16 protein-coding genes are annotated in these 18,121 nt (G+C 59.0%); 8 read left to right on the top strand and 8 right to left on the bottom strand.

Annotated elements, in window-relative coordinates; translation table 11 throughout:
- Genes GOX45_RS16905 through GOX45_RS16885 form a run of 5 tightly spaced genes read right to left on the bottom strand, consistent with a single transcriptional unit; the run spans position 1 to position 5,672 of the window.
- Positions 1–1,293, bottom strand: a complete 1,293-nt coding sequence (locus GOX45_RS16905) for a glutamine synthetase family protein (RefSeq protein ID WP_171102338.1) — start codon at positions 1,291–1,293, stop codon at positions 1–3.
- 7 nt (positions 1,294–1,300) lie between these two features.
- Positions 1,301–2,557: a cytochrome P450 gene (locus GOX45_RS16900; protein WP_171102337.1), complete on the bottom strand. Its 1,257-nt coding sequence runs from the start codon at positions 2,555–2,557 to the stop codon at positions 1,301–1,303.
- Positions 2,538–4,142, bottom strand: coding sequence for a tripartite tricarboxylate transporter permease (locus GOX45_RS16895; RefSeq protein ID WP_171102336.1), 1,605 nt, complete (start codon positions 4,140–4,142; stop codon positions 2,538–2,540). The genes GOX45_RS16900 and GOX45_RS16895 overlap by 20 nt, the downstream gene beginning before the upstream one ends.
- Positions 4,142–4,675 carry a tripartite tricarboxylate transporter TctB family protein gene (locus GOX45_RS16890; RefSeq protein WP_171102335.1) on the bottom strand — a complete coding sequence of 178 codons (534 nt, stop codon included), beginning with the start codon at positions 4,673–4,675 and terminating at the stop codon, positions 4,142–4,144. The genes GOX45_RS16895 and GOX45_RS16890 overlap by 1 nt, the downstream gene beginning before the upstream one ends.
- Positions 4,676–4,733: 58 nt before the next feature.
- Positions 4,734–5,672 carry a tripartite tricarboxylate transporter substrate-binding protein gene (locus tag GOX45_RS16885; RefSeq protein WP_171102334.1) on the bottom strand — a complete coding sequence of 313 codons (939 nt, stop codon included), beginning with the start codon at positions 5,670–5,672 and terminating at the stop codon, positions 4,734–4,736.
- 176 nt (positions 5,673–5,848) lie between these two features.
- Between GOX45_RS16885 and GOX45_RS16880 the strand changes: the two genes are divergently transcribed.
- Together GOX45_RS16880 and GOX45_RS16875 are read left to right on the top strand one after the other, a co-directional pair.
- Entirely contained in the window at positions 5,849–7,333 is a 1,485-nt protein-coding gene (locus tag GOX45_RS16880) for an aldehyde dehydrogenase family protein (RefSeq protein WP_171102333.1), read from the top strand.
- A gap of 12 nt (positions 7,334–7,345) precedes the next feature.
- Positions 7,346–8,581: a Tm-1-like ATP-binding domain-containing protein gene (locus GOX45_RS16875; RefSeq protein ID WP_171102332.1), complete on the top strand. Its 1,236-nt coding sequence runs from the start codon at positions 7,346–7,348 to the stop codon at positions 8,579–8,581.
- On the opposite strand, the gene GOX45_RS16870 is transcribed toward GOX45_RS16875, so the two are convergent.
- Positions 8,578–9,303: an aspartate/glutamate racemase family protein gene (locus tag GOX45_RS16870; RefSeq protein ID WP_171102331.1), complete on the bottom strand. Its 726-nt coding sequence runs from the start codon at positions 9,301–9,303 to the stop codon at positions 8,578–8,580. The two genes, GOX45_RS16875 and GOX45_RS16870, sit on opposite strands and share 4 nt — an antisense overlap.
- Positions 9,304–9,306: 3 nt before the next feature.
- Complete coding sequence (locus GOX45_RS16865; RefSeq protein ID WP_171102330.1) at positions 9,307–10,005, bottom strand: GntR family transcriptional regulator; 699 nt, start codon at positions 10,003–10,005, stop codon at positions 9,307–9,309.
- A gap of 111 nt (positions 10,006–10,116) precedes the next feature.
- Between GOX45_RS16865 and GOX45_RS16860 the strand changes: the two genes are divergently transcribed.
- Positions 10,117–11,811: a thiamine pyrophosphate-binding protein gene (locus GOX45_RS16860; protein ID WP_371808989.1), complete on the top strand. Its 1,695-nt coding sequence runs from the start codon at positions 10,117–10,119 to the stop codon at positions 11,809–11,811.
- Here GOX45_RS16860 and GOX45_RS16855 read toward each other — a convergent pair.
- Positions 11,772–12,692, bottom strand: coding sequence for a LysR family transcriptional regulator (locus GOX45_RS16855; RefSeq protein ID WP_171102329.1), 921 nt, complete (start codon positions 12,690–12,692; stop codon positions 11,772–11,774). The genes GOX45_RS16860 and GOX45_RS16855 overlap by 40 nt on opposite strands.
- Positions 12,693–12,790: 98 nt before the next feature.
- Here GOX45_RS16855 and GOX45_RS16850 point away from each other — a divergent pair, with 98 nt between their 5' ends.
- The 5 genes from GOX45_RS16850 to GOX45_RS16830 all read left to right on the top strand — a co-directional run bounded on the left by GOX45_RS16850 (position 12,791) and on the right by GOX45_RS16830 (position 18,121).
- Positions 12,791–13,924 (top strand): enolase C-terminal domain-like protein, encoded by a 1,134-nt coding sequence (locus tag GOX45_RS16850; protein WP_171102328.1) that lies wholly within the window; start codon positions 12,791–12,793, stop codon positions 13,922–13,924.
- Positions 13,921–15,171 (top strand): FAD-binding oxidoreductase, encoded by a 1,251-nt coding sequence (locus tag GOX45_RS16845; protein ID WP_171102327.1) that lies wholly within the window; start codon positions 13,921–13,923, stop codon positions 15,169–15,171. Before GOX45_RS16850 ends, GOX45_RS16845 begins: the two co-directional genes overlap by 4 nt.
- 50 nt (positions 15,172–15,221) lie before the next feature.
- Positions 15,222–16,199 (top strand): TRAP transporter substrate-binding protein, encoded by a 978-nt coding sequence (locus GOX45_RS16840; RefSeq protein WP_171102326.1) that lies wholly within the window; start codon positions 15,222–15,224, stop codon positions 16,197–16,199.
- Between the two features lie 70 nt (positions 16,200–16,269).
- Complete coding sequence (locus tag GOX45_RS16835; protein ID WP_171102325.1) at positions 16,270–16,803, top strand: TRAP transporter small permease; 534 nt, start codon at positions 16,270–16,272, stop codon at positions 16,801–16,803.
- A gap of 4 nt (positions 16,804–16,807) precedes the next feature.
- Positions 16,808–18,121: a TRAP transporter large permease gene (locus GOX45_RS16830; protein WP_171102324.1), complete on the top strand. Its 1,314-nt coding sequence runs from the start codon at positions 16,808–16,810 to the stop codon at positions 18,119–18,121.

Below are 18,121 nucleotides of genomic sequence, written 5' to 3'. Positions count from 1 at the left end.
TCAGACAAACCACACATAGAAATCCAGCAGAGCGTCAGGCTCCAGCTCGCGCGTCTTACGGAATTCGCGCTCTTTCATGAAGGCATGATTTTCAACCAATGCGCGCCCGACCGCATCGACCAGAGCGGTGTCGGCTGTCAGGTCCTGTATGGCCTTGCGCAGGTTCGGCGCGGTGCCGGTGCGGGCATCCACCCTGTCGAACCCGTCGCCGGTCTCGATCGGGGGCAGGGTCATCTTAGCCTCAAACCCCAGCCGCGCGGCCTGAAGAACGGCGGCGGCGGCGGTATAGGGGTTGGCGCTGGCATCCGCCATGCGGTGTTCCAGGCGCGCCTTGGCCCCGCCTTCGCCCGAGACGCGCGTGGTCACGCCCCGATGATCGCCGCCCCAGTTCTTCCAATAGCCCGACAGCGATGATGGCTGTAGGCGACGGTAGGATCCAGCCGTTGGGGCCAGAAGACCCGCCAGACCTTCGTGGTGATGCACAAGCCCGGCCAGACAGCCGCGCGACAGATCGTTCAGGTGATCGGGGCCGCCAAGCTCGCCAGTCGCCAATGCGTTCTGCCCGTCTGCATCCTTAAACGAGAAGTTGATATGCATGCCCGATCCGCCCATCTCGGACAGAGGTTTGGGCAGGAAGGTCAGAACGATCCCGTGGTCCAAAGCCACTTCGCGCGCCATCTGGCGGAACAAGACGATATCATCCACTGCTTTCAGCGCGTCATCGAACGTCAGCGTGTATTCGAACTGGGGGCTGTCGTATTCTGCGGTGATCAGGTCCAGCTTGAACCCCATCTCAAGCGCCTTGTTCCAGATCACGTCGTTGATCCGCATCGGATCGGTAAAGGGGCCGGTGCCATAGACCACGCCCCCCGGTGTGTCATAGGGCCGTAACCGTCCATCTTCGCCCCCTTGCAGGGCATAGGCCTCCAACTCGATCCCCAGCATCGGTTTGAGCCCGTGCTTTTCCCAATCAGCGATCGCGCGTTTCAGTGCCCCGCGAGGACACAGCGGCAGGGGGCTGCCATCCGCATCGTAGAGATCGCCCAAAACAATCGACGTATTGGGCTCCCACCCTTGGCGGACGTCCTCGCCACACCAACGCAGTTCCATATCCGGCGCGCCTTCGCGCACCATGGCGTGCGGTGCGTCCAGCAAGAGATCGCGGTCGTAATGCACGCCAAACGTTGCGCGGGCAAACCGGGTCGAGCCATCGCCGATCTTGCTGGCGGGCAGGTATTTGCCACGCGGGATAGATAGGTGGTCAATGAAAAGGGCGCGTAAACGGTTCGACATTGGCTTCCTATTGCAAAGTGACGCGAACGGGCATCCGCTTGATGCCGTTTACGAAGTTCGAGCGGACAAAGGCCTCGGGCCCGTCCGGCTCGATGGTTTTGATGCGCTTGACCAATTCCTGAAACAGCACCCGCACCTCAAGCCGCGCCAGATGCATGCCCAGGCAAACATGCGGGCCACCTTGACCCCACCCCAGCTGACGGTTGGGTTTGCGAGACAGGGTCAGGCGATAGGGGTCTTCAAACATCGTCTCATCGCGGTTGGCGGAAATGAACCAATAGAGCACCTTGTCACCTTCCTTGATCTGCTGGCCATGCACCTCGACATCCTTCATCGCGGTGCGACGGAAATAGGTTGCGGGTGAAGCCCAGCGGACGATTTCATCCGCAGCGGTGCCCCAAACCTCGCCAGCTTGCAATTCCTCCAGCAACCCGTCCTGCCGGGCCAGCGCCTGAATGCCTGCCGCGATGGAGTAGCGCGTTGTGTCGTTGCCCGCAGCCACCAGAAGGCAGAAGAAATTGCGGAACTCTGTGTCCGAGATCGTCTCACCATTCTCATCGGGCTGCAGGATCAGATGCAGGATGCCGCTGGTGTCCCCTGTGGCGTTCTTCTTGTCCATCAAGGCGCGAGAATAGTCGTAAAGCTCAGCCCCTGCTGGTGAGTTGAAGGGCATCAGCCGGAACGCATCCGTATCCATCTTGTCGACCACATGCTGGGTGAAATCGGGATCGGAATTGGCCATTAACGCGTCGCCCTTATCGACCAGCCAGGGCAGGTCTTCATCCGGGACGCCCAAGATCTGCCCCAGCATCCGCATCGGCAATTCCCGTGCGATGTCGCGGGTGGCGTCAAAGCTGCCTTTTTCAAGCGCGGTGTCCAGAATGGGCCCGCACAGATCGCGGATCTGTTCCTCGAACCCGGCGACCACCTTGGGCGAGAACGCTTTGGCTACTTTCATACGCACTTTGCGATGCTCGGTCCCGTCGGTCTCCTGAAAGGTGCGGCGGGCCATGTATTCCTCGTGGGTCTGATCCTCCATCCGAATGCCGCGCGCCGAAGAAAATGTCTCGGTATCGCGGATCATCTTGTCGATATCGGCGTGGCGCGTGATCGACCAGTAGCCCTTGCCGCCGTCAAACTCAGACCAGTGACAGGGGGCCTCTTGCCGCAACCGCGCGAAGGTATTGTAGGGCGCACCGTCCGCAAAGCTGTCATGCGAGCCGAGATCGGCAAACCCGTCATCGTCAGGAACCCACATGGTCATAGAAACGTCTCCGTCTTTGTTGTTTTGTGCGGTTTTCGAAATGGCGGTGCGAGCGACCTGCGATGCGTTTCGCAAAGGCGTTCGAGGCCTTTTTCTGCGGTGTACGACGGTCAACCGGTTTCCATTCGCGCCAAACGCGCCAGATGGTCGAGCCGATGATGATCAGGATCACGCAAAACAGCAGGAAGGCGATGGGGCGGTCGATGAAATCCATCGGCGTTTTGACCCGCGCCAAAGAGGCCCGCAGTTTGACCTCCATGATCCCGCCCAGCACCATGCCCAGGATGATCGGCACGATGGGCATGTTCAGGCGTTTCAGGACAAATCCGATCAATCCGAAGACCGCCGCGATGACACAGTCCATGGTCGAGTTGCGAATGGAATAGACGCCAACAAAGCTGAGCAGCAGGATGCACATGCCCAGAAACCGGTTCGGGATGCGCGTGAGGTGTACCAGCCAACCGGTTGAGACCAGTAGGAAACCCACAACAATGACATTCAGAACCAAAAGCGCGATGTAAAGCGCGACGACAAAGTCCATATCGTTCTGGAACAGCCCAGGTCCGGGCACCACGTTGTGGACATAGAACACCGAAAGCATCATTGCCGTCAGCGCCTCGCCCGGGATGCCAAGGGCCAGCAACGGGATCATCGCGGCTGCGGGCACGGCGTTGTTGGCGGTCTCGGATGAAATCAGACCTTCAGAGGAGCCATGCCCAAAAGCTTTGGGGTTCTTCGACAGTTTGCGGGCCGAGGTGTAGGACATGAACTGCGCGGTGAATTCTCCAACACCGGGGATCATCCCCATCACCACGCCAAAACTGGCCGAGATGGCCGCAACGCGAGGATGTCGCGCCAATTCGCGAAAGCCCTGAAACAGCGATCCGCGTGAACGCGGCAGGCGGATCTTTTCGTCATCCATGGTCAGCAGCAAAAACGCCTGAGACAGCGCAAAAAGACCCAGCACCACCACGATCAGGTCAAATCCTCCGGCCAGCCAGCTTTGACCGAAAGTGAAACGGCGGGTATAGGCCGCAGGTTCCAGCCCGACTGTGCCAATCAGGATGCCAAAACCTGCAAGGGCTGCGGCGATAGCCATTTGTCCCTTGTGCGCGACGACGACCAGAACAAGGCCCAGAAGCGCAGCCAGAAAGATCTCGCGCGAGCCGAACATCGGGGCGATCTTGGCCAGAACAGGGGACAGAAAAATGAGACAGACAACCGAGAAGACACCGCCCAGAAAACTGGCCGAATAGGCCAGCGACAAGGCGCGCCGGCCTTCGCCCCGCAGCGTCATCGGGAACCCGTCATAGGTGGTCAGCGCGTTGACGGCCGTGCCCGGTGTATTGATCAAAATGGCAGGGATCGATCCGCCATACATCGATGACCCGTAGATCCCCAACAGCAGCGTCAACCCAACAATCGGGTCCATCGAGAAGGTTGCGGGCAAAAGGATGGCGATGGCCACTGCGGGCCCAACACCCGGAATGGCGCCAATGGCCACACCGCCCACCGCCCCGACCAGCAGCGCAAGCATCACGTCCCAGCGGGCCAGAACGTCAATGGCGGACAGGATCAGATCCATCAGAGATACACCAGAAAGAAGGTTCGCACCGAAGCGGGAAGAAATTCATAGATTTGCGCGCCGGGTATGTTGACCCCAAGCAGACCCTTGAACAAAACCACCATCGCAACCGCAAAGAGCGCGGCGATCATCAACCCCATACGTGAGCGATAGCCCAACCGGTAGGTCAGCGCGCAGGCGAAGAGGATGCTCATGGGTAGAAAGCCCAGCCTTGGGACAGCTGCAACATAGACGAGAAACCATAGGAGGTATTCCAAAGGCTCGGCCCAGCGCCGCGCCTCGACCCAATCCAACGCGTTGGGCTTGCGTCGCCGCATCAACCGGAAATGGATCGCAAAGCCACCCAGCATTGTGATCAGGGCAATCGCTGGCCACAGGCGGGGTTGGCTGCCGATATTGCGGGCTTTTTCCGTCCATTCGGTCTGTGTGGTGATCTGCGACAGCAAGATCAGCGTCAGAACCAGACCGGCGACAACAAAGACAACCTGCCCGGACGTCTTGGTCTTGACCTGCAAAAGCTCGGAATCGTCCATCAGGGAGGTCCTTGTCGAGTGAGAGAGGGCGGGTCGCCGCCCCCTCGGGCCGTTGGTCTTACTGACCCAGCGCTTCCGAGATTGTACCCAGTGTCGCTTTGTCCTCGGCGATCACTGCTGCGCTTTCGACGGCGTTCAGCCAATAGACCAAGGCACCGGTTTCAGCGGCCAATTGCTGCGCGCGTTCGCTTTTGACGGTCTTCTCGGCAACCGCGGCAATTTTTTCCCGTACATCGGCTGGTGTATCTTTGGTGACAAAGAGACCGTTCCACAGCGAGATGTCGAGCGACGGTTCAACCTCGCCGATTGCAGGCGTGTCGGGCACCTTGCTGATCCGCTCGCCTGTGATCGACACCAGAACCTTCACGCTGTCCAGACAAGGCAGGATGAGTTGCAGCGTTGTGTTGATCACATCCGCATCGCCCGAAGCCAGCGTGTTGCAATCCAGCGCGTCAAAGGCAGCGTCACCACCCCACTCGAACCCCATAGTTGCCGACAGGGCCTTGGTTACCTGTGTCGGGGTCAGAACATCGCCGAAATGGCCAAGGAATACATCGTTTTCTTTCGCGTAATCTGCCAGTTCCTGCATATTGGAATAGGGTGCATTGCCGGATGTGGCGACAACAAACGGATAGGTCAGGAAGATACCAACCGGATCGAACTTTTCGGGTGTCAGCTCGGGGATGTCGATCTCATGCCCGATCAGCGACACGGCGGGTACAAACGAGCCGATGGTGTAGCCATCTGCAGGCGCTGTGGCCACTTCGACCGCGCCAGGGAAGGGACCGCCACCGCCGCCGGGCTTGTTCACCACGGCAGCGGGCACGCCATATTCCGCTTGGAAATCTTCGGCGATCATCCGGGTCAGCACGTCTTCCAGATCGCCCGGAGGCCACGGGACGATAAAGCTGACGGGTTTTTCGGGATACTCAGCCAGCGCCGGTCCGGCCAGGCCAAGGGCAAGTGCGGCCAGAACCGCCTTCGTCATTTTGGTCATGTCATCTCCCTGCGAGATCAGATTTGGTTGGTTTATTATATGAACCTTAGGTATCAATAATCTTGTTTTTGGAATCCTTGCCTGTCAACAAAAAAATCCCTGTTGACAAAAGCGGCCCAAAACTAGGAAAGTTTTTTGACACCTAAGGTTCATTATTTAAACCTAGCGAGACTGACTTGGACAAATCCAGAATCGACACCCTTCGCCATCAGCCGGTTCCTGACGCGAAACATGTGATCAACGGTGCGCGCGTTGACGCATCAGATGGCCGTACGATGCCGGTGATTTCTCCGATAGATGGCAGTACATTGACGACCTTGCCGAAAGGTACGCGCGAGGATGCAGACCGCGCGGTTGCGGCGGCCCGGTTGGCGTTTGACGACGGGCGCTGGTCCGGGCTTGCCCCCGCTGCTCGTAAGAAAATCCTTTTGAAATGGGCCGATCTGATTGAGGCGCAGGCTGAAGAACTTGCCGTATTGGGGGTGCGCGACAACGGCACCGAGATCGGCATGGCCTATAAGGCCGAACCGCTCAGCGCAGCGGGAACAATCCGGTATTTCGCCGAGGCCACGGACAAGATCTTTGGCGAGATTGCGCCCACAGCCCCCGGGGCGCTGGGGCTGGTGCACAAGCACCCGGTTGGCGTTGTAGGGGCAATCGTGCCGTGGAATTTCCCGATGATGATCGGCAGTTGGAAGCTGGGCCCGGCCTTGGCCGCCGGATGCACGGTGGTTCTGAAACCCGCCGAGACGGCTTCGCTCACCTTGCTGCGTTTAGCCGAACTTGCGTTGGAGGCTGGCCTGCCGCCGGGGGTTCTGAATGTGGTCACCGGCGAAGGCGCTGTGATCGGAGCGGCAATTGCAGAGTCCAACGAGGTTGATGTGCTTGTCTTTACCGGATCCGGGGCCACGGGGCGACGGTTGCTGGAGGCGTCGGCGCGTTCGAACCTCAAGCGGGTCTATCTTGAACTGGGCGGCAAGTCGCCGAACATTGTCTTCGCCGATGTGCCCGATCTGGATGAGGCCGCTAAGATCTCGGCGGCAGGTATCTTCCGCAACTCGGGGCAGGTCTGCATCGCCGGGTCGCGCCTGTTGGTGCAGCGTGAGATCTATGATGTCTTTGTCGATAAGCTTGTGGCGCAGGCCAAAGCGATGCAGATCGGCGATCCGCTGGACCCTATGACCAATGCAGGTGCCGTGAACTCCGAGCGTCAATTGGCGCAGAACCTTGCTTTCATAGACGAGGCGCGCGCCGCGGGGCGCACTATCGCTACGGGCGGCAACCGTATCCTACAAGAAACCGGCGGCACCTATATGGCGCCGACCATCGTGACGGATGTGCAACCAGATGACCGGATCGTGCGCGAAGAGGTCTTTGGCCCTGTTCTTACAGTGCAGGTCTTCGACACCGAAGCGGAAGCCGTCGCGCTGGCCAACGACACAGAGACAGGGCTAGCCGCAGGGGTTTGGACCTCAAACCTGTCGCGCGCGCATCGGATGATCGCGGCGATTGAGGCCGGGGTGGTGCATGTGAACACCTATGGCGGGGCGGATGTCACCGTACCGCTGGGCGGCGTCAAGCAATCGGGCAATGGGCATGACAAGTCTTTGCATGCGTTTGACAAATACCTGAACCTGAAAACCGCATGGATCAAGCTTTGAGGGTCTCTTGAGATGACGGACAAAACCATCCTTCTGGTTGGAACCTATGACACCAAAGATGATGAGCTGAATTACCTTGCCGAGACCATTCGGGGGCAGGGTGGTCAGGTCATGACAATGGATGTGAGCGTTCTGGGGGATCCGTCAAAGCCGACCGATATCTCAAAGCACGACGTGGCCAAAGCTGGGGGCCACAGCATCCAAGAGGCGATCGACAGCGGGGATGAGAACACGGCCATGCAGATCATGGCCAAGGGCGGGGCGATACTGGCGGCCCGGCTGCAGGCTGATGGAAAGTTCGACGGTGCGCTTGTTCTGGGCGGCACTATGGGCACCGATCTGGCGCTGGATATCTGTTCGGCCTTGCCGGTTGGTGTGCCGAAATATATCGTGTCGACGGTGTCCTTCTCACCGCTAATCCCGCCCGAGCGTTTGCCCGCGGATGTTCAGATGATCCTTTGGGCGGGCGGGCTTTATGGGCTGAATTCGGTCTGCAAAGCCTCTCTCTGTCAGGCCGCTGGCGCGGTGCTTGGCGCGGCGCGCGCGATTGAGCGGCCCGACGCGGCCAAGCCGCTGATCGGCATGACGTCTTTTGGGAAAACAGTGCTGAAATACATGGTGGCGCTGAAACCCGCACTGGAACAGCGCGGGTTCGAGGTTGCGGTGTTTCATGCAACCGGCATGGGCGGGCGGGCGTTTGAAAGCCTGGCATCCGAGGGGCGCTTTGCCGCGGTGATGGATTTCGCACCGCAAGAGGTGGGCAACCATTTGATGGGGTCTTCAATCTCGGCCGGGGCGGATCGGATGACGGCGGCGGGTCTGTCTGGCACGCCTCAGATCGTGTCCATCGGCTGCTATGATCTGGTGGATTTCGTGGGCTGGCAGGACACGCCCCAGAAGCTGCGCGGGCAAGAGACACATGCCCATAACCGCCTGTTGTCTTCGGTCATGATGACAGCAGATCAGCGCCGCGAGATGGCGCGCGAAATCTGCGCGAAACTGTTGCAGGCCAAGGGTCCGACGACTCTAATCCTGCCAAACCAGGGCGGCAACGAATGGGACCGGCCCGGCGGACCCCTGAGTGACCCCGCAGGTTTAGCCGCGTTCATAGAGGAGGTTCGCGCAAACTGTCCGCCGAATGTGACCCTGATCGAGTTGGATGCACATATTAATGACCCGGAATTTGCCGAGGCCGCGTTGAAACAGTTCGACGCGTGGCTTGCGCAGGGAGCGGTCGCGCAGCCCTAAGCGTGGCTTAGATCAAAGCGCGGCGGGGTCAGACCGGCCTGAAACCAGTTGACCAATGTGACGATCGAATAGACCGGCAGCCCGGTGGCGCGTTGAATATCAGCGGCATAGGGGCACATATTTGTGCACTCCAGTACCAGCGCGCCAATCTCAGGGTGGTCTGCCGTCAGCGCCAGCGCCGCCTCGAGATTGTCTGCCCGCGCTTTTTCGACATCCAGTGTGAGTTCGTTGTCCAGAATGGCCCGCGTAAACTCCATCCCATGTTCCGTTGACCCAATGGGCGTGCCTTCAGGGACCTGTGCGCCTGCCAGATGGGCGGGTGTCAGCGTCGAGGCCGAGATGGTCAGGATACCGGCCCGCTTACCTGCGGGTAGGGTCCGGTTCACCATATCCACCTGCATCAGCGATGAGGTCACAACCGGCACCGGCAGCGCCGCGGCGAGTTCCTCCTGAAACAGCGAAAGAAACCCGCAATTGGTGGTAATCCCGTCCGCGCCGTCTTTGACCAGATCACGTGCCGCATCGATAAAGGCGCCCAGCATGCCATCGGCATTCTTGCGCACGACGTGATCAGGGGTGGCATCCCGCACGACGCGGTAGAGCACCGGAAACGGCCAGGTCAACGCGTTGCCCATATCACCTGGAATACGGGGGAATTGTGCGTCCAGCATCAAGATACCAACCGACGCGCCATAGATGGATTTGCCGCCTTTTGCGATCATGGTCTATGCGTCCTCGATGATCCGGGACGAGATCCCCTCGGGCCCATCCATATAAATGCTGGAAATACCGTGCCGCACGGCCTCTTGCACCTGATCCATACGTTTGGCGATATGCGCGCCCATCACCTGCGCGGCACAGTCCGCATCGCGGGCGATCAACGCTTGCATCACGCGTTTATGTTCGTCTTTTGAGCGTTGCAGACGATCCATACTCAACGATACCCAACGGATATAGCGGATGCGCTCGTTGATGCGGCTCAGCGTTTCGACCAATTCTGCATTGCCGGTCAGTTGGGCAATGCCAAGGTGAAACGCCTCATCGCGCGCGACGGCCTCGGCAATGGTCAGGCCGCTGATGTCGATGCCGGTGGCGTAAAGTTCGGTTTTCAACGCATCCAGATCTGAATCCAAGGCTCTTTCGCAGGCGCTGCGCACAGCGGCGGTTTCGATGATACGACGCAGTTCGAACAGGTCGTACACGGTTTGCGCATCCAGCGGGCGGCAAAAGAAACCCTGGCCGGGGCGGAAATCGAACAAGCGTTCTGCCACAAGGCGGTTCAGCGCCTCTCGTAACGGCGTACGGCTGACGCCAAGCTCTTTGGACAGTGCAACCTCGTTCAGCCGGTCACCCGGGCGCAGGCGAAAGGAAACGGCCATCGCCTTGACCTGCTCATAAATGTCATCGACCCGTGGACCTGCCATCAAACCCGCCTGAATTCTGCTGTTCAACAGGTGGCATAGAGCGCGGTTGAAATCAATATACAAAACTGTATACAGGTTTGTGTTCAGATTCTGATCAGGGAGAGCTTTGCTGTGACTGGAACCAACCATTTGACCGGTGCAGAAGCGATGGTGCGGATGCTGCAAGCCCATGATGTGCGCCATATGTTTGGCCTGTGCGGCGACACGACCTTGCCGTTCTATGACGCTTTGGCGCGCATGGATCATGGCATTCAGCACATCCTGACCCGGGACGAGCGCCATGCGGCCTATATGGCGGATGGCTATGCGCGGGTCACTGGAAAGCCTGGGGTTTGCGAAGGCCCTTCGGGCGGAGGGGCGACCTATATTCTCCCAGGCGTGGTCGAGGCCAATGAAAGCTCGGTGCCGGTACTGGCGATCACGTCGGATGTGGCCACGACCAGCCGGGGGAAATACCCGCTGACCGAGTTGGATCAGCCAGCGCTCTTCAAGCCGTTGACCAAGTGGAACGCATCGCTCGATGACCCGTCGCGACTGCCTGCGATGGTGCGGGCAGCGTTCCGGGCCATGACCACAGGCACGCCCGGTGCCACCCATTTGGCGCTGCCCTTTGACACGCAGAAAGGGCCGCTGGACGAGGCCGAGATTTGGGCGGATGACCGCCATCAGTCATTCCCGGCGGAACGCGTAGGTCCCGACCCGGATACCATCGAAGCAGCGGCAAAGGTTCTGGCGCAGGCGAACTCTGCCGTTTTCGTCTGCGGGGGCGGGCCGGTTTTGTCGGGTGCGACAGCGGCCCTGTCGCGGGTGGCCAAACTGTTGGATGCGCCCGTCGCAACAACGGTGTCCGGGCAGGGGGCGATTGCCGAAACCGATCCTTTGGCGCTGGGCGTTGTCGGCTCGAATGGCGGGGTCGCGGCGACCCGAGCGGTTATCGATCAGGCCGATGTTGTTGTCTTTGTCGGATGTCGCGCCGGATCTGTGACCACCGAACGCTGGCGCAGCCCAGCGCGCGGTGCAACGATCATTCATATCGACAGCGATCCCCTGGTGATCGGAGCCAACTACCAGACCGAAGTCGCCATTTGCGCAGATGCCAGATTGGCGCTCGAAGCGCTGGCCGATGCGCTTCAGCAACAGCAAGATTTACCGTCCATGGGCGGCGCAGCCAAGGCAAGCGCTGCCTGGGCCGCAAAGCTTGCGGGCTTTAATCCGCTTGCGGCAAGCCAGGACACCCCGATCCGACCCGAGGCGGTGATGGCCGCGCTGATGGATGTTTTGGACGATGACGCGATTGTTGTGGCCGATCCCGGCACGCCTTGCCCCTATTTCAGTGCGCATTACCGCTGGCCCAGGGCAGGGCGACATTTCATCACCAATCGGGCGCATGGGGCTTTGGGCTATTCGCTGGGCGCAGCGATGGGGGCACATGTCGGGCGACCCTCGGTCAAGACGCTGGCCGTGATGGGTGACGGTTCGTTCGGTTTTGCCTGTGGCGAGTTTGAAACTATGGTCCGGCACAGGATGCCGATCACTTCTATCGTTTTCTCAAACGCGGTGTTTGGATGGATCAAGGCAGGGCAGAATGCGGGGTTTGGTCAGCGGTTCTATAACGTCGATTTCAACCGAACCGATCACGCGGCTGTTGCGTCCGCCTTTGGAGTCAAATCCTGGACGGTTCAGGATCCGGCCGAACTGAACGGCATTTTGAAACAGGCCCTTGCCCATGACGGTCCGACTTTAGTCGACATACACTCCCAACCGCTTCACGAAGCCGCCGCACCGGTTTCGGAATGGGTGGCATAAGACGCGATTGACGCGGTCAACTGCGCCAGAAACGCTTGTGCAATTGCGGACAAAGGGCGAGTTTTGGCGGTGATCACGGCCAGATCCAGCGTCACTGCCGGTTTGAATGGGCGGGTGAGATAGCCGCTCTCATGGTCAAACGCGACTGTGAAAGGGTCGATCATGGCGACGCCCATGCCTTGTTTGACAAAGCTCAGCAGGTTTTCGGACAAATGGGTATGGATCTGCGTGCGCCAGGTGCATCCGGCGGCCTGAAAAATATCGCGGGTTCGCCGGTGTGTCTGATGCTCGGGGCCCATCACGATAAACGGTTCATTGTCTAGTATCTGTGGCGTTAAAACCTCATATGCTGCAAGCGGGCTGTCGGCGGGAAACGTCGCCAAGGTCTCAAAGTTGAACACTTGGTATTCCAGCGTGTCATGCAAGATCGGCAACTCGACCACGCCAATCTCGAACAGGCCAGAGATGACCCATTCCTGAATTTTCGAAGAATATTGCGACTGGAAGCTAACGGACAGGTTGGGGCGGGATTTGGCGAATCGCGCTATTTCCTGCGGCATGAAGCCGAAGGACAGCATGTGTGGGGCAGCAACCTGTAATTGACCAGGGTGTTTGTTTTGAAGGTCAGTTACCGCCTGGGCCACATGATCCAGACCGCGTACCACTGTGTCGACCTCTCGATACAAAAGCTCTGCCTCAGGCGTCGGCAACAAGCGGCCTTTGGTACGCTCGAACAAAGGCAGGCGGGCTTCGCGTTCAAGCTGAGCCAGCAGATTGCTGATCCCGGGCTGAGAAATCCCCAAGACGGACGCGGCCCCGGTGACAGTTCCGGTTTCCATGATGGCGTGAAAGGCCTGAAGTTGGCGAAAGCGCAGCGACATCGCTTACCTTATCATTTCTTCTGATGGAGTTGCCAAGAATTAGTATTTGAAATGATATGTAGGTCAAGGCAGGCTTTCAGGGTGGAACCGGGGGCTGCATGGGCGACTTAGATCAGAAAATCGTGGGGTACGACCTGTGGCACCTTGAACTGCCGGTTACATCGCGCCGCGATCACGGGATTGGCTCGGTCGAAGGCACCTGCGAGATCGTGGTGCTGCGGCTGACGTCAGAAGATGGCTCGCAGGGTTTTGGCGAGGCGTCGCCCTGGTCGGTCTTTACCGGCTCGCCCGAGGCCAGCTTTGCGGCGCTGAACCGGTATCTACGCCCACTCGTCGTGGGTCAGCCGGTCGCGGATCGGGCCAGGATTATGGCGCAGGCCGAAAAAGCGGTGGCCCATTGCACCGAGGCCAAGGCGGCGGTTGAGACAGCGCTTCTGGACCTTACGGGTCGCATCAGCGGTGTCCCCGTCTGGGCGCTGCTGGGTGGACGATGTCGCAGCACGATCCCGCTCAGCTGTTCCATCGCCAACCCAGATTTTGCACAGGATATCGATCTGCTGGCCCGACTGAAGGATGATGGCGTGCGGATCGTCAAGTTAAAGACCGGGTTCAAAGATCACGCGTTCGATATCATGAGGTTGGAATACCTGGCGCAGAATGCCCCCGAATTCTCGGTGCGGGTGGACTATAATCAGGGCTTGTCGGTCGAGGACGCTCCGGCGCAGGTGCGCGATGTGGCGCAGTTTCGTCCCGATTTCATCGAGCAGCCTGTGCGGGCGCATCATTTTGGTATGATGGCGCAGTTGCGGAAGATGGTTGACGTACCGCTATTGGCAGATGAAAGCGTGTTTGGGCCCGAAGATATGGAGCGCGCCGCCCGCGAAGGAATTTGCGACGGCGTATCGGTCAAGATCATGAAATCTGGTGGCCTATCGCGTGGCCAAAGCGTTGCGCGCATTGCTGCGGCGCATGGGCTGAGCGCTTATGGTGGCGACATGTTCGAGACCGGATTGGCCCATCTGGCCGGTACACATATGATCGCCGCCACGCCCGAAATCACACTTGGATGCGAGTTTTATCAGGCCTCCTACTTTCTGGCTGACGATATCCTGCAAGAGCGCTTCGCGGTCAGCGAGGGCAAGGTTGTCGTTCCCAATGGTCCGGGTTTGGGTGGCATGCCGGATATTGGCAAGTTGGAACATTACGCAACCGCTCGGGCGCAGGCAGCATGAGCGAACAAAAGACCATAGCCATCATCGGGGCCGGGATCGTTGGTGTCTCTACCGCGATCTGGCTGCAAAGAGATGGTCACAAGGTTATTCTGATCGACAAGGCTGGACCGGGGGAGGGCACGTCTTACGGGAATGGTGGTGTTCTGGCTTCATGCTCGGTAGTGCCGGTGACCGTGCCGGGGCTGCTGAAAAAAGCGCCGGGAATGCTGTTTGATCCGATGCAGCCATTGTTCTTGAAATGGGGGTACCTGCCCAAGCTGCTGCCCTGGCTGACGCGGTATCTGAAGCACGCCAATGCAGAAGATGCAGATCGGATTGCGGCAGCCCTTACACCCATTGTCGGAGACAGTCTGAACGATCACGCCGCACTGGCGCAGGGCACAGGAGCGGAAAAGTGGATCGCTCCTTCGGACTATATGTATGTCTATGACGACCGCGCGCACTTTGAAAGCGATGCCTTCGGATGGCGCATCAGGCACAAGAACGGGGTCAAATGGCAGGAACTCGAAGGGCAAGAGTTTCATGACTTCGACCCGATATATGGCCCGCAGATCGGATTTGCGGCGAAGATGGCCGAACATGGCCACATCAAGGATCCCGGAAGATATATCAAAGACTTGGCCGGTCATGTTAAAGCGCAAGGCGGTCAAATCATCGGCGCCGAAGTGCAAGCCATCCTGCATGAAAGCGGTCGCGTTACGGCCGTAAAGGCCGGGGGGCAACAGATTGAGTGTGACGCGGCTGTGCTGACAGCTGGCGTTTGGTCTGGCCCTTTGGCAAAATCCCTGGGCATATCGGTGCCGCTGGAAACCGAGCGCGGGTATCATCTGGAATTGATCGAACCCTCGGCCATGCCGCGTTGCCCGGCCATGATCGCCTCGGGCAAGTTTGTGGCCACCCCGATGGAGGGGCGCATCCGTTTGGCTGGCATTGTTGAATTCGGAGGGCTCGAGGCTGAACCCTCGCCCGCTGCGTTCGATCTATTGCGCAAGAACGCCAAAGCGACGTTTCCGGGTTTGACATGGCGCGAAGAAAGCGAATGGATGGGACATAGGCCAGCGCCTGCCGACTCGATCCCTGTCATTGGGGATGTGCCGGGGACTGACGGTGCTTTCATGGGCTTTGGTCACCATCACATCGGCCTGACGGGTGGCCCCAAGACGGGGCGGCTTTTGGCGCAGATGATCGCGGGCAGAAACCCGAACATGGATGTAAGTGCCTATGCACCTGCACGTTTCGCAACCTAGACAGATCGGTGGACAACACTGACACAACGAATTTCAACCGGGAGAACATGATGAAAAAACTGACACATCTTTTGGCAGCAACTGCTTTGACTGCCGCCGCAGCTGCACCCGCTTTGGCCGAGAAATGGGACATGCCGATGGCCTATTCGGCGTCAAACTTCCATTCGGCCACCGGGGCGGAATTCGCCAAATGCGTGACCACTGGCACTGGGGGCGAGATTGAAATTGTCACGCACCCGTCGGGATCGCTGTTCAAGGGTGCTGACATCAAACGCGCAATCCAGACCGGGCAGGCCCCAATCGGTGAGCGTCTTCTGTCCGGCCACCAGAACGAAAACGCACTGTTTGGGTTCGACTCGATCCCTTTCCTGGCCACGTCCTTTGACGATAGCGCCAAGCTCTGGGAAGCGGCGAAGCCTACAATCGAAGAACTGCTGGCCGAGCAGAACCTGACGCTGCTTTATGCCGTGCCCTGGCCACCGCAGGGGCTGTACTTCAAGAACGAGGTGAACTCGGTTGCCGATATGGAGGGCATCAAGTTCCGCTCGTACAATAACGCCACATCGCGGCTGGCCGAGCTGACAGGAATGTTGCCCGTAACCATCGAAGCGGCCGAGATCAGTCAGGCTTTTGCCACAGGTGTTGCCGATGCGATGGTGTCATCGGGATCCACAGGGTATGACCGTAAGGTCTGGGAAAGCCTGAACTATTTCTACGAAGTGGATGCATGGCTGCCGCGCAATTACGTGATGGTGAACTCCGACGTTTGGTCGGGTGTTTCTGACACCAACAAAAACGTCATCAAGGCCTGTGCCGAACTGGCCGAATATGCGGGCAACTGGCGAGCCAAGGAGTACACGGGCTTTACCCTGCAAGGCCTGCGCGATGGTGGCATGACCGTTGGTCCGGCTTCTGAGCAGATGGTCAATGAACTGAAAGAAATCGGTGTCACCATGACCAATGAGTGGCTGGAAGCCGCCGGAGATCAGGGCAAGGCGATTGTCGACGCGTTCAACGCGTCTCAATAACTGATTGTCGTCGGGCGGCGGAGCATTTCGCCGCCCGAATACCAACCAAGAAAACAAACACGGGAACAGCATGGGTGCTTTGCGAGGGCTTCGGTCCGTACTGGATTTCATTTATCTGGCAGCAGGGGTTCTGGCAGCGCTGAGCCTGATCGCCATCCTGCTGTTGATCGTGGTGCAAATGCTGGCCCGCTGGACCGGTGAGGTCTTTCCGGGCGCGCCCGATTATGCCGGGTACGCCATGGCCGCCGCCTCGTTCCTGGCCTTTGCAAATGCATTGAACCGAGGCAGCCACATCCGGGTCTCGATCCTGCTGAACGCCGTACCCGAAAGCGTGCGCCGTATTCTTGAGGTCTGGTGCTTTGCCATCGGCACTGCGGTGATGTGGTACTTCTGCTGGTACGCCTACCGGTTTGTCTATTGGAGCTGGAAGTTCAACGATATCAGCCAGGGGCAAGACAAAACCGCTTTGTGGATCCCGCAATCTACGATGCTGATCGGCGCGGTGATCCTTGCGATTGCGCTGACCGACCATCTTATCCACGTGCTCATCAAGGGCGATCACCGGATCACCCGTGATCTGGCCGATCAAAGCCAGGGAGAATAAGCGCATGGAAAACCTCTCTGTCATCATCCTCTTTTTGTTTGTTTTGTTCACCTTGCTGGGTACGGGTGTCTGGGTGGGCCTGGCCCTGATGGGCGTCGCCTGGGTCGGGATGGAGCTGTTCACCACGCGGCCCGTGGGCGATGTGATGATCACAACCATCTGGTCGGCCTCTTCTTCCTGGACGCTGACCGCGCTGCCGATGTTCATCTGGATGGGCGAGATCCTCTATCGCACGCGATTATCTGAAGACATGTTCAAGGGGCTGTCCCCCTGGATGGCGCCTTTGCCAGGTGGGCTCGTGCATACCAATATCGTCGGCTGCACCGTGTTTGCCGCTGTGTCAGGCTCGTCTGCGGCCACCCTGACCACGGTGGGCAAAATGTCGATCCCAGAATTGCGCAAACGGAATTATCCCGAGCGGATGATCATCGGCACACTGACCGGGGCTGCAACGCTAGGTCTGATGATCCCACCCTCGCTAACGCTGATTGTCTACGGGGTGACCATCAACGAATCCATCACCAAGCTGTTCTTTGCGGGTATCCTGCCCGGCCTGGTGCTGGCGGCGATGTTCATGGGCTATGTCGCGATCTATTCCAAGATCGGCAAAGACTGGAATCCCAATATCGAGGGCAAGTTGACCTTCCGCGAAAAGCTCAGAAACTCACGGTTTCTGCTGCCGGTGATCCTGCTGATCACGGTTGTGATCGGCTCGATGTATCTGGGCTATGCCACCGCAACCGAGGCCGCCGCCTTTGGCGTGATCGGGGGTCTGCTGTTGGCAGCGGGGCAGGGCTCGCTGACGTGGAAGACCTTTACTGAAAGCCTGATGGGGGCCACGCGCACCAGCGCCATGATCGCGCTGATCCTTGCAGGTGCTGCCTTTCTGTCGCTGTCGATGGGCTTCACCGGCCTGCCGCGCGGGCTGGCCGATCTGATCGCCGGGTGGGAGTTGACGCGGTTCGAGCTGCTGATGGTTCTGCTGGTCTTTTACATCATTCTGGGGTGTTTCCTTGACGGGATCTCTTCGGTGGTTCTGACCATGGCTGTGGTCGAGCCGATGATCCGCGATGCGGGGATTGACCTGATCTGGTTTGGTATCTTCATCGTGGTCGTTGTCGAAATGGCGCAGATCACACCGCCTATCGGCTTTAACCTCTTTGTGATGCAAGGCATGACCAATCATGAGATGGGCTATATTGCGCGTGCAGCGATCCCGATGTTCCTGATCATGGTGCTGATGGTCTTTGTCCTGATCTGGTTCCCCGAGCTGGCCACATGGTTGCCGGAAAACCTGCGGCAATCGCCCGGAGGGTAG

This window comes from Ruegeria sp. HKCCD7255, from assembly GCF_013031565.1.
Lineage (GTDB): Bacteria > Pseudomonadota > Alphaproteobacteria > Rhodobacterales > Rhodobacteraceae > Ruegeria.
Note: the sequence above shows the minus strand (reverse complement) of the source record. Positions and strands in the feature narration are given on the sequence as shown.

Coding starts and splice junctions, on each gene's coding strand:
- GOX45_RS16840 (WP_171102326.1), top strand. CDS start 15,222: ATGAAAAAACTGACACATCTTTTGGCAGCAACTGCTTTGACTGCCGCC.
- GOX45_RS16885 (WP_171102334.1), bottom strand. CDS start 5,672: ATGACCAAAATGACGAAGGCGGTTCTGGCCGCACTTGCCCTTGGCCTG.
- GOX45_RS16830 (WP_171102324.1), top strand. CDS start 16,808: ATGGAAAACCTCTCTGTCATCATCCTCTTTTTGTTTGTTTTGTTCACC.
- GOX45_RS16865 (WP_171102330.1), bottom strand. CDS start 10,005: ATGGCAGGTCCACGGGTCGATGACATTTATGAGCAGGTCAAGGCGATG.
- GOX45_RS16890 (WP_171102335.1), bottom strand. CDS start 4,675: ATGGACGATTCCGAGCTTTTGCAGGTCAAGACCAAGACGTCCGGGCAG.
- GOX45_RS16875 (WP_171102332.1), top strand. CDS start 7,346: ATGACGGACAAAACCATCCTTCTGGTTGGAACCTATGACACCAAAGAT.
- GOX45_RS16895 (WP_171102336.1), bottom strand. CDS start 4,142: ATGGATCTGATCCTGTCCGCCATTGACGTTCTGGCCCGCTGGGACGTG.
- GOX45_RS16870 (WP_171102331.1), bottom strand. CDS start 9,303: ATGATCGCAAAAGGCGGCAAATCCATCTATGGCGCGTCGGTTGGTATC.
- GOX45_RS16850 (WP_171102328.1), top strand. CDS start 12,791: ATGGGCGACTTAGATCAGAAAATCGTGGGGTACGACCTGTGGCACCTT.
- GOX45_RS16905 (WP_171102338.1), bottom strand. CDS start 1,293: ATGTCGAACCGTTTACGCGCCCTTTTCATTGACCACCTATCTATCCCG.
- GOX45_RS16900 (WP_171102337.1), bottom strand. CDS start 2,557: ATGACCATGTGGGTTCCTGACGATGACGGGTTTGCCGATCTCGGCTCG.
- GOX45_RS16845 (WP_171102327.1), top strand. CDS start 13,921: ATGAGCGAACAAAAGACCATAGCCATCATCGGGGCCGGGATCGTTGGT.
- GOX45_RS16835 (WP_171102325.1), top strand. CDS start 16,270: ATGGGTGCTTTGCGAGGGCTTCGGTCCGTACTGGATTTCATTTATCTG.
- GOX45_RS16855 (WP_171102329.1), bottom strand. CDS start 12,692: ATGTCGCTGCGCTTTCGCCAACTTCAGGCCTTTCACGCCATCATGGAA.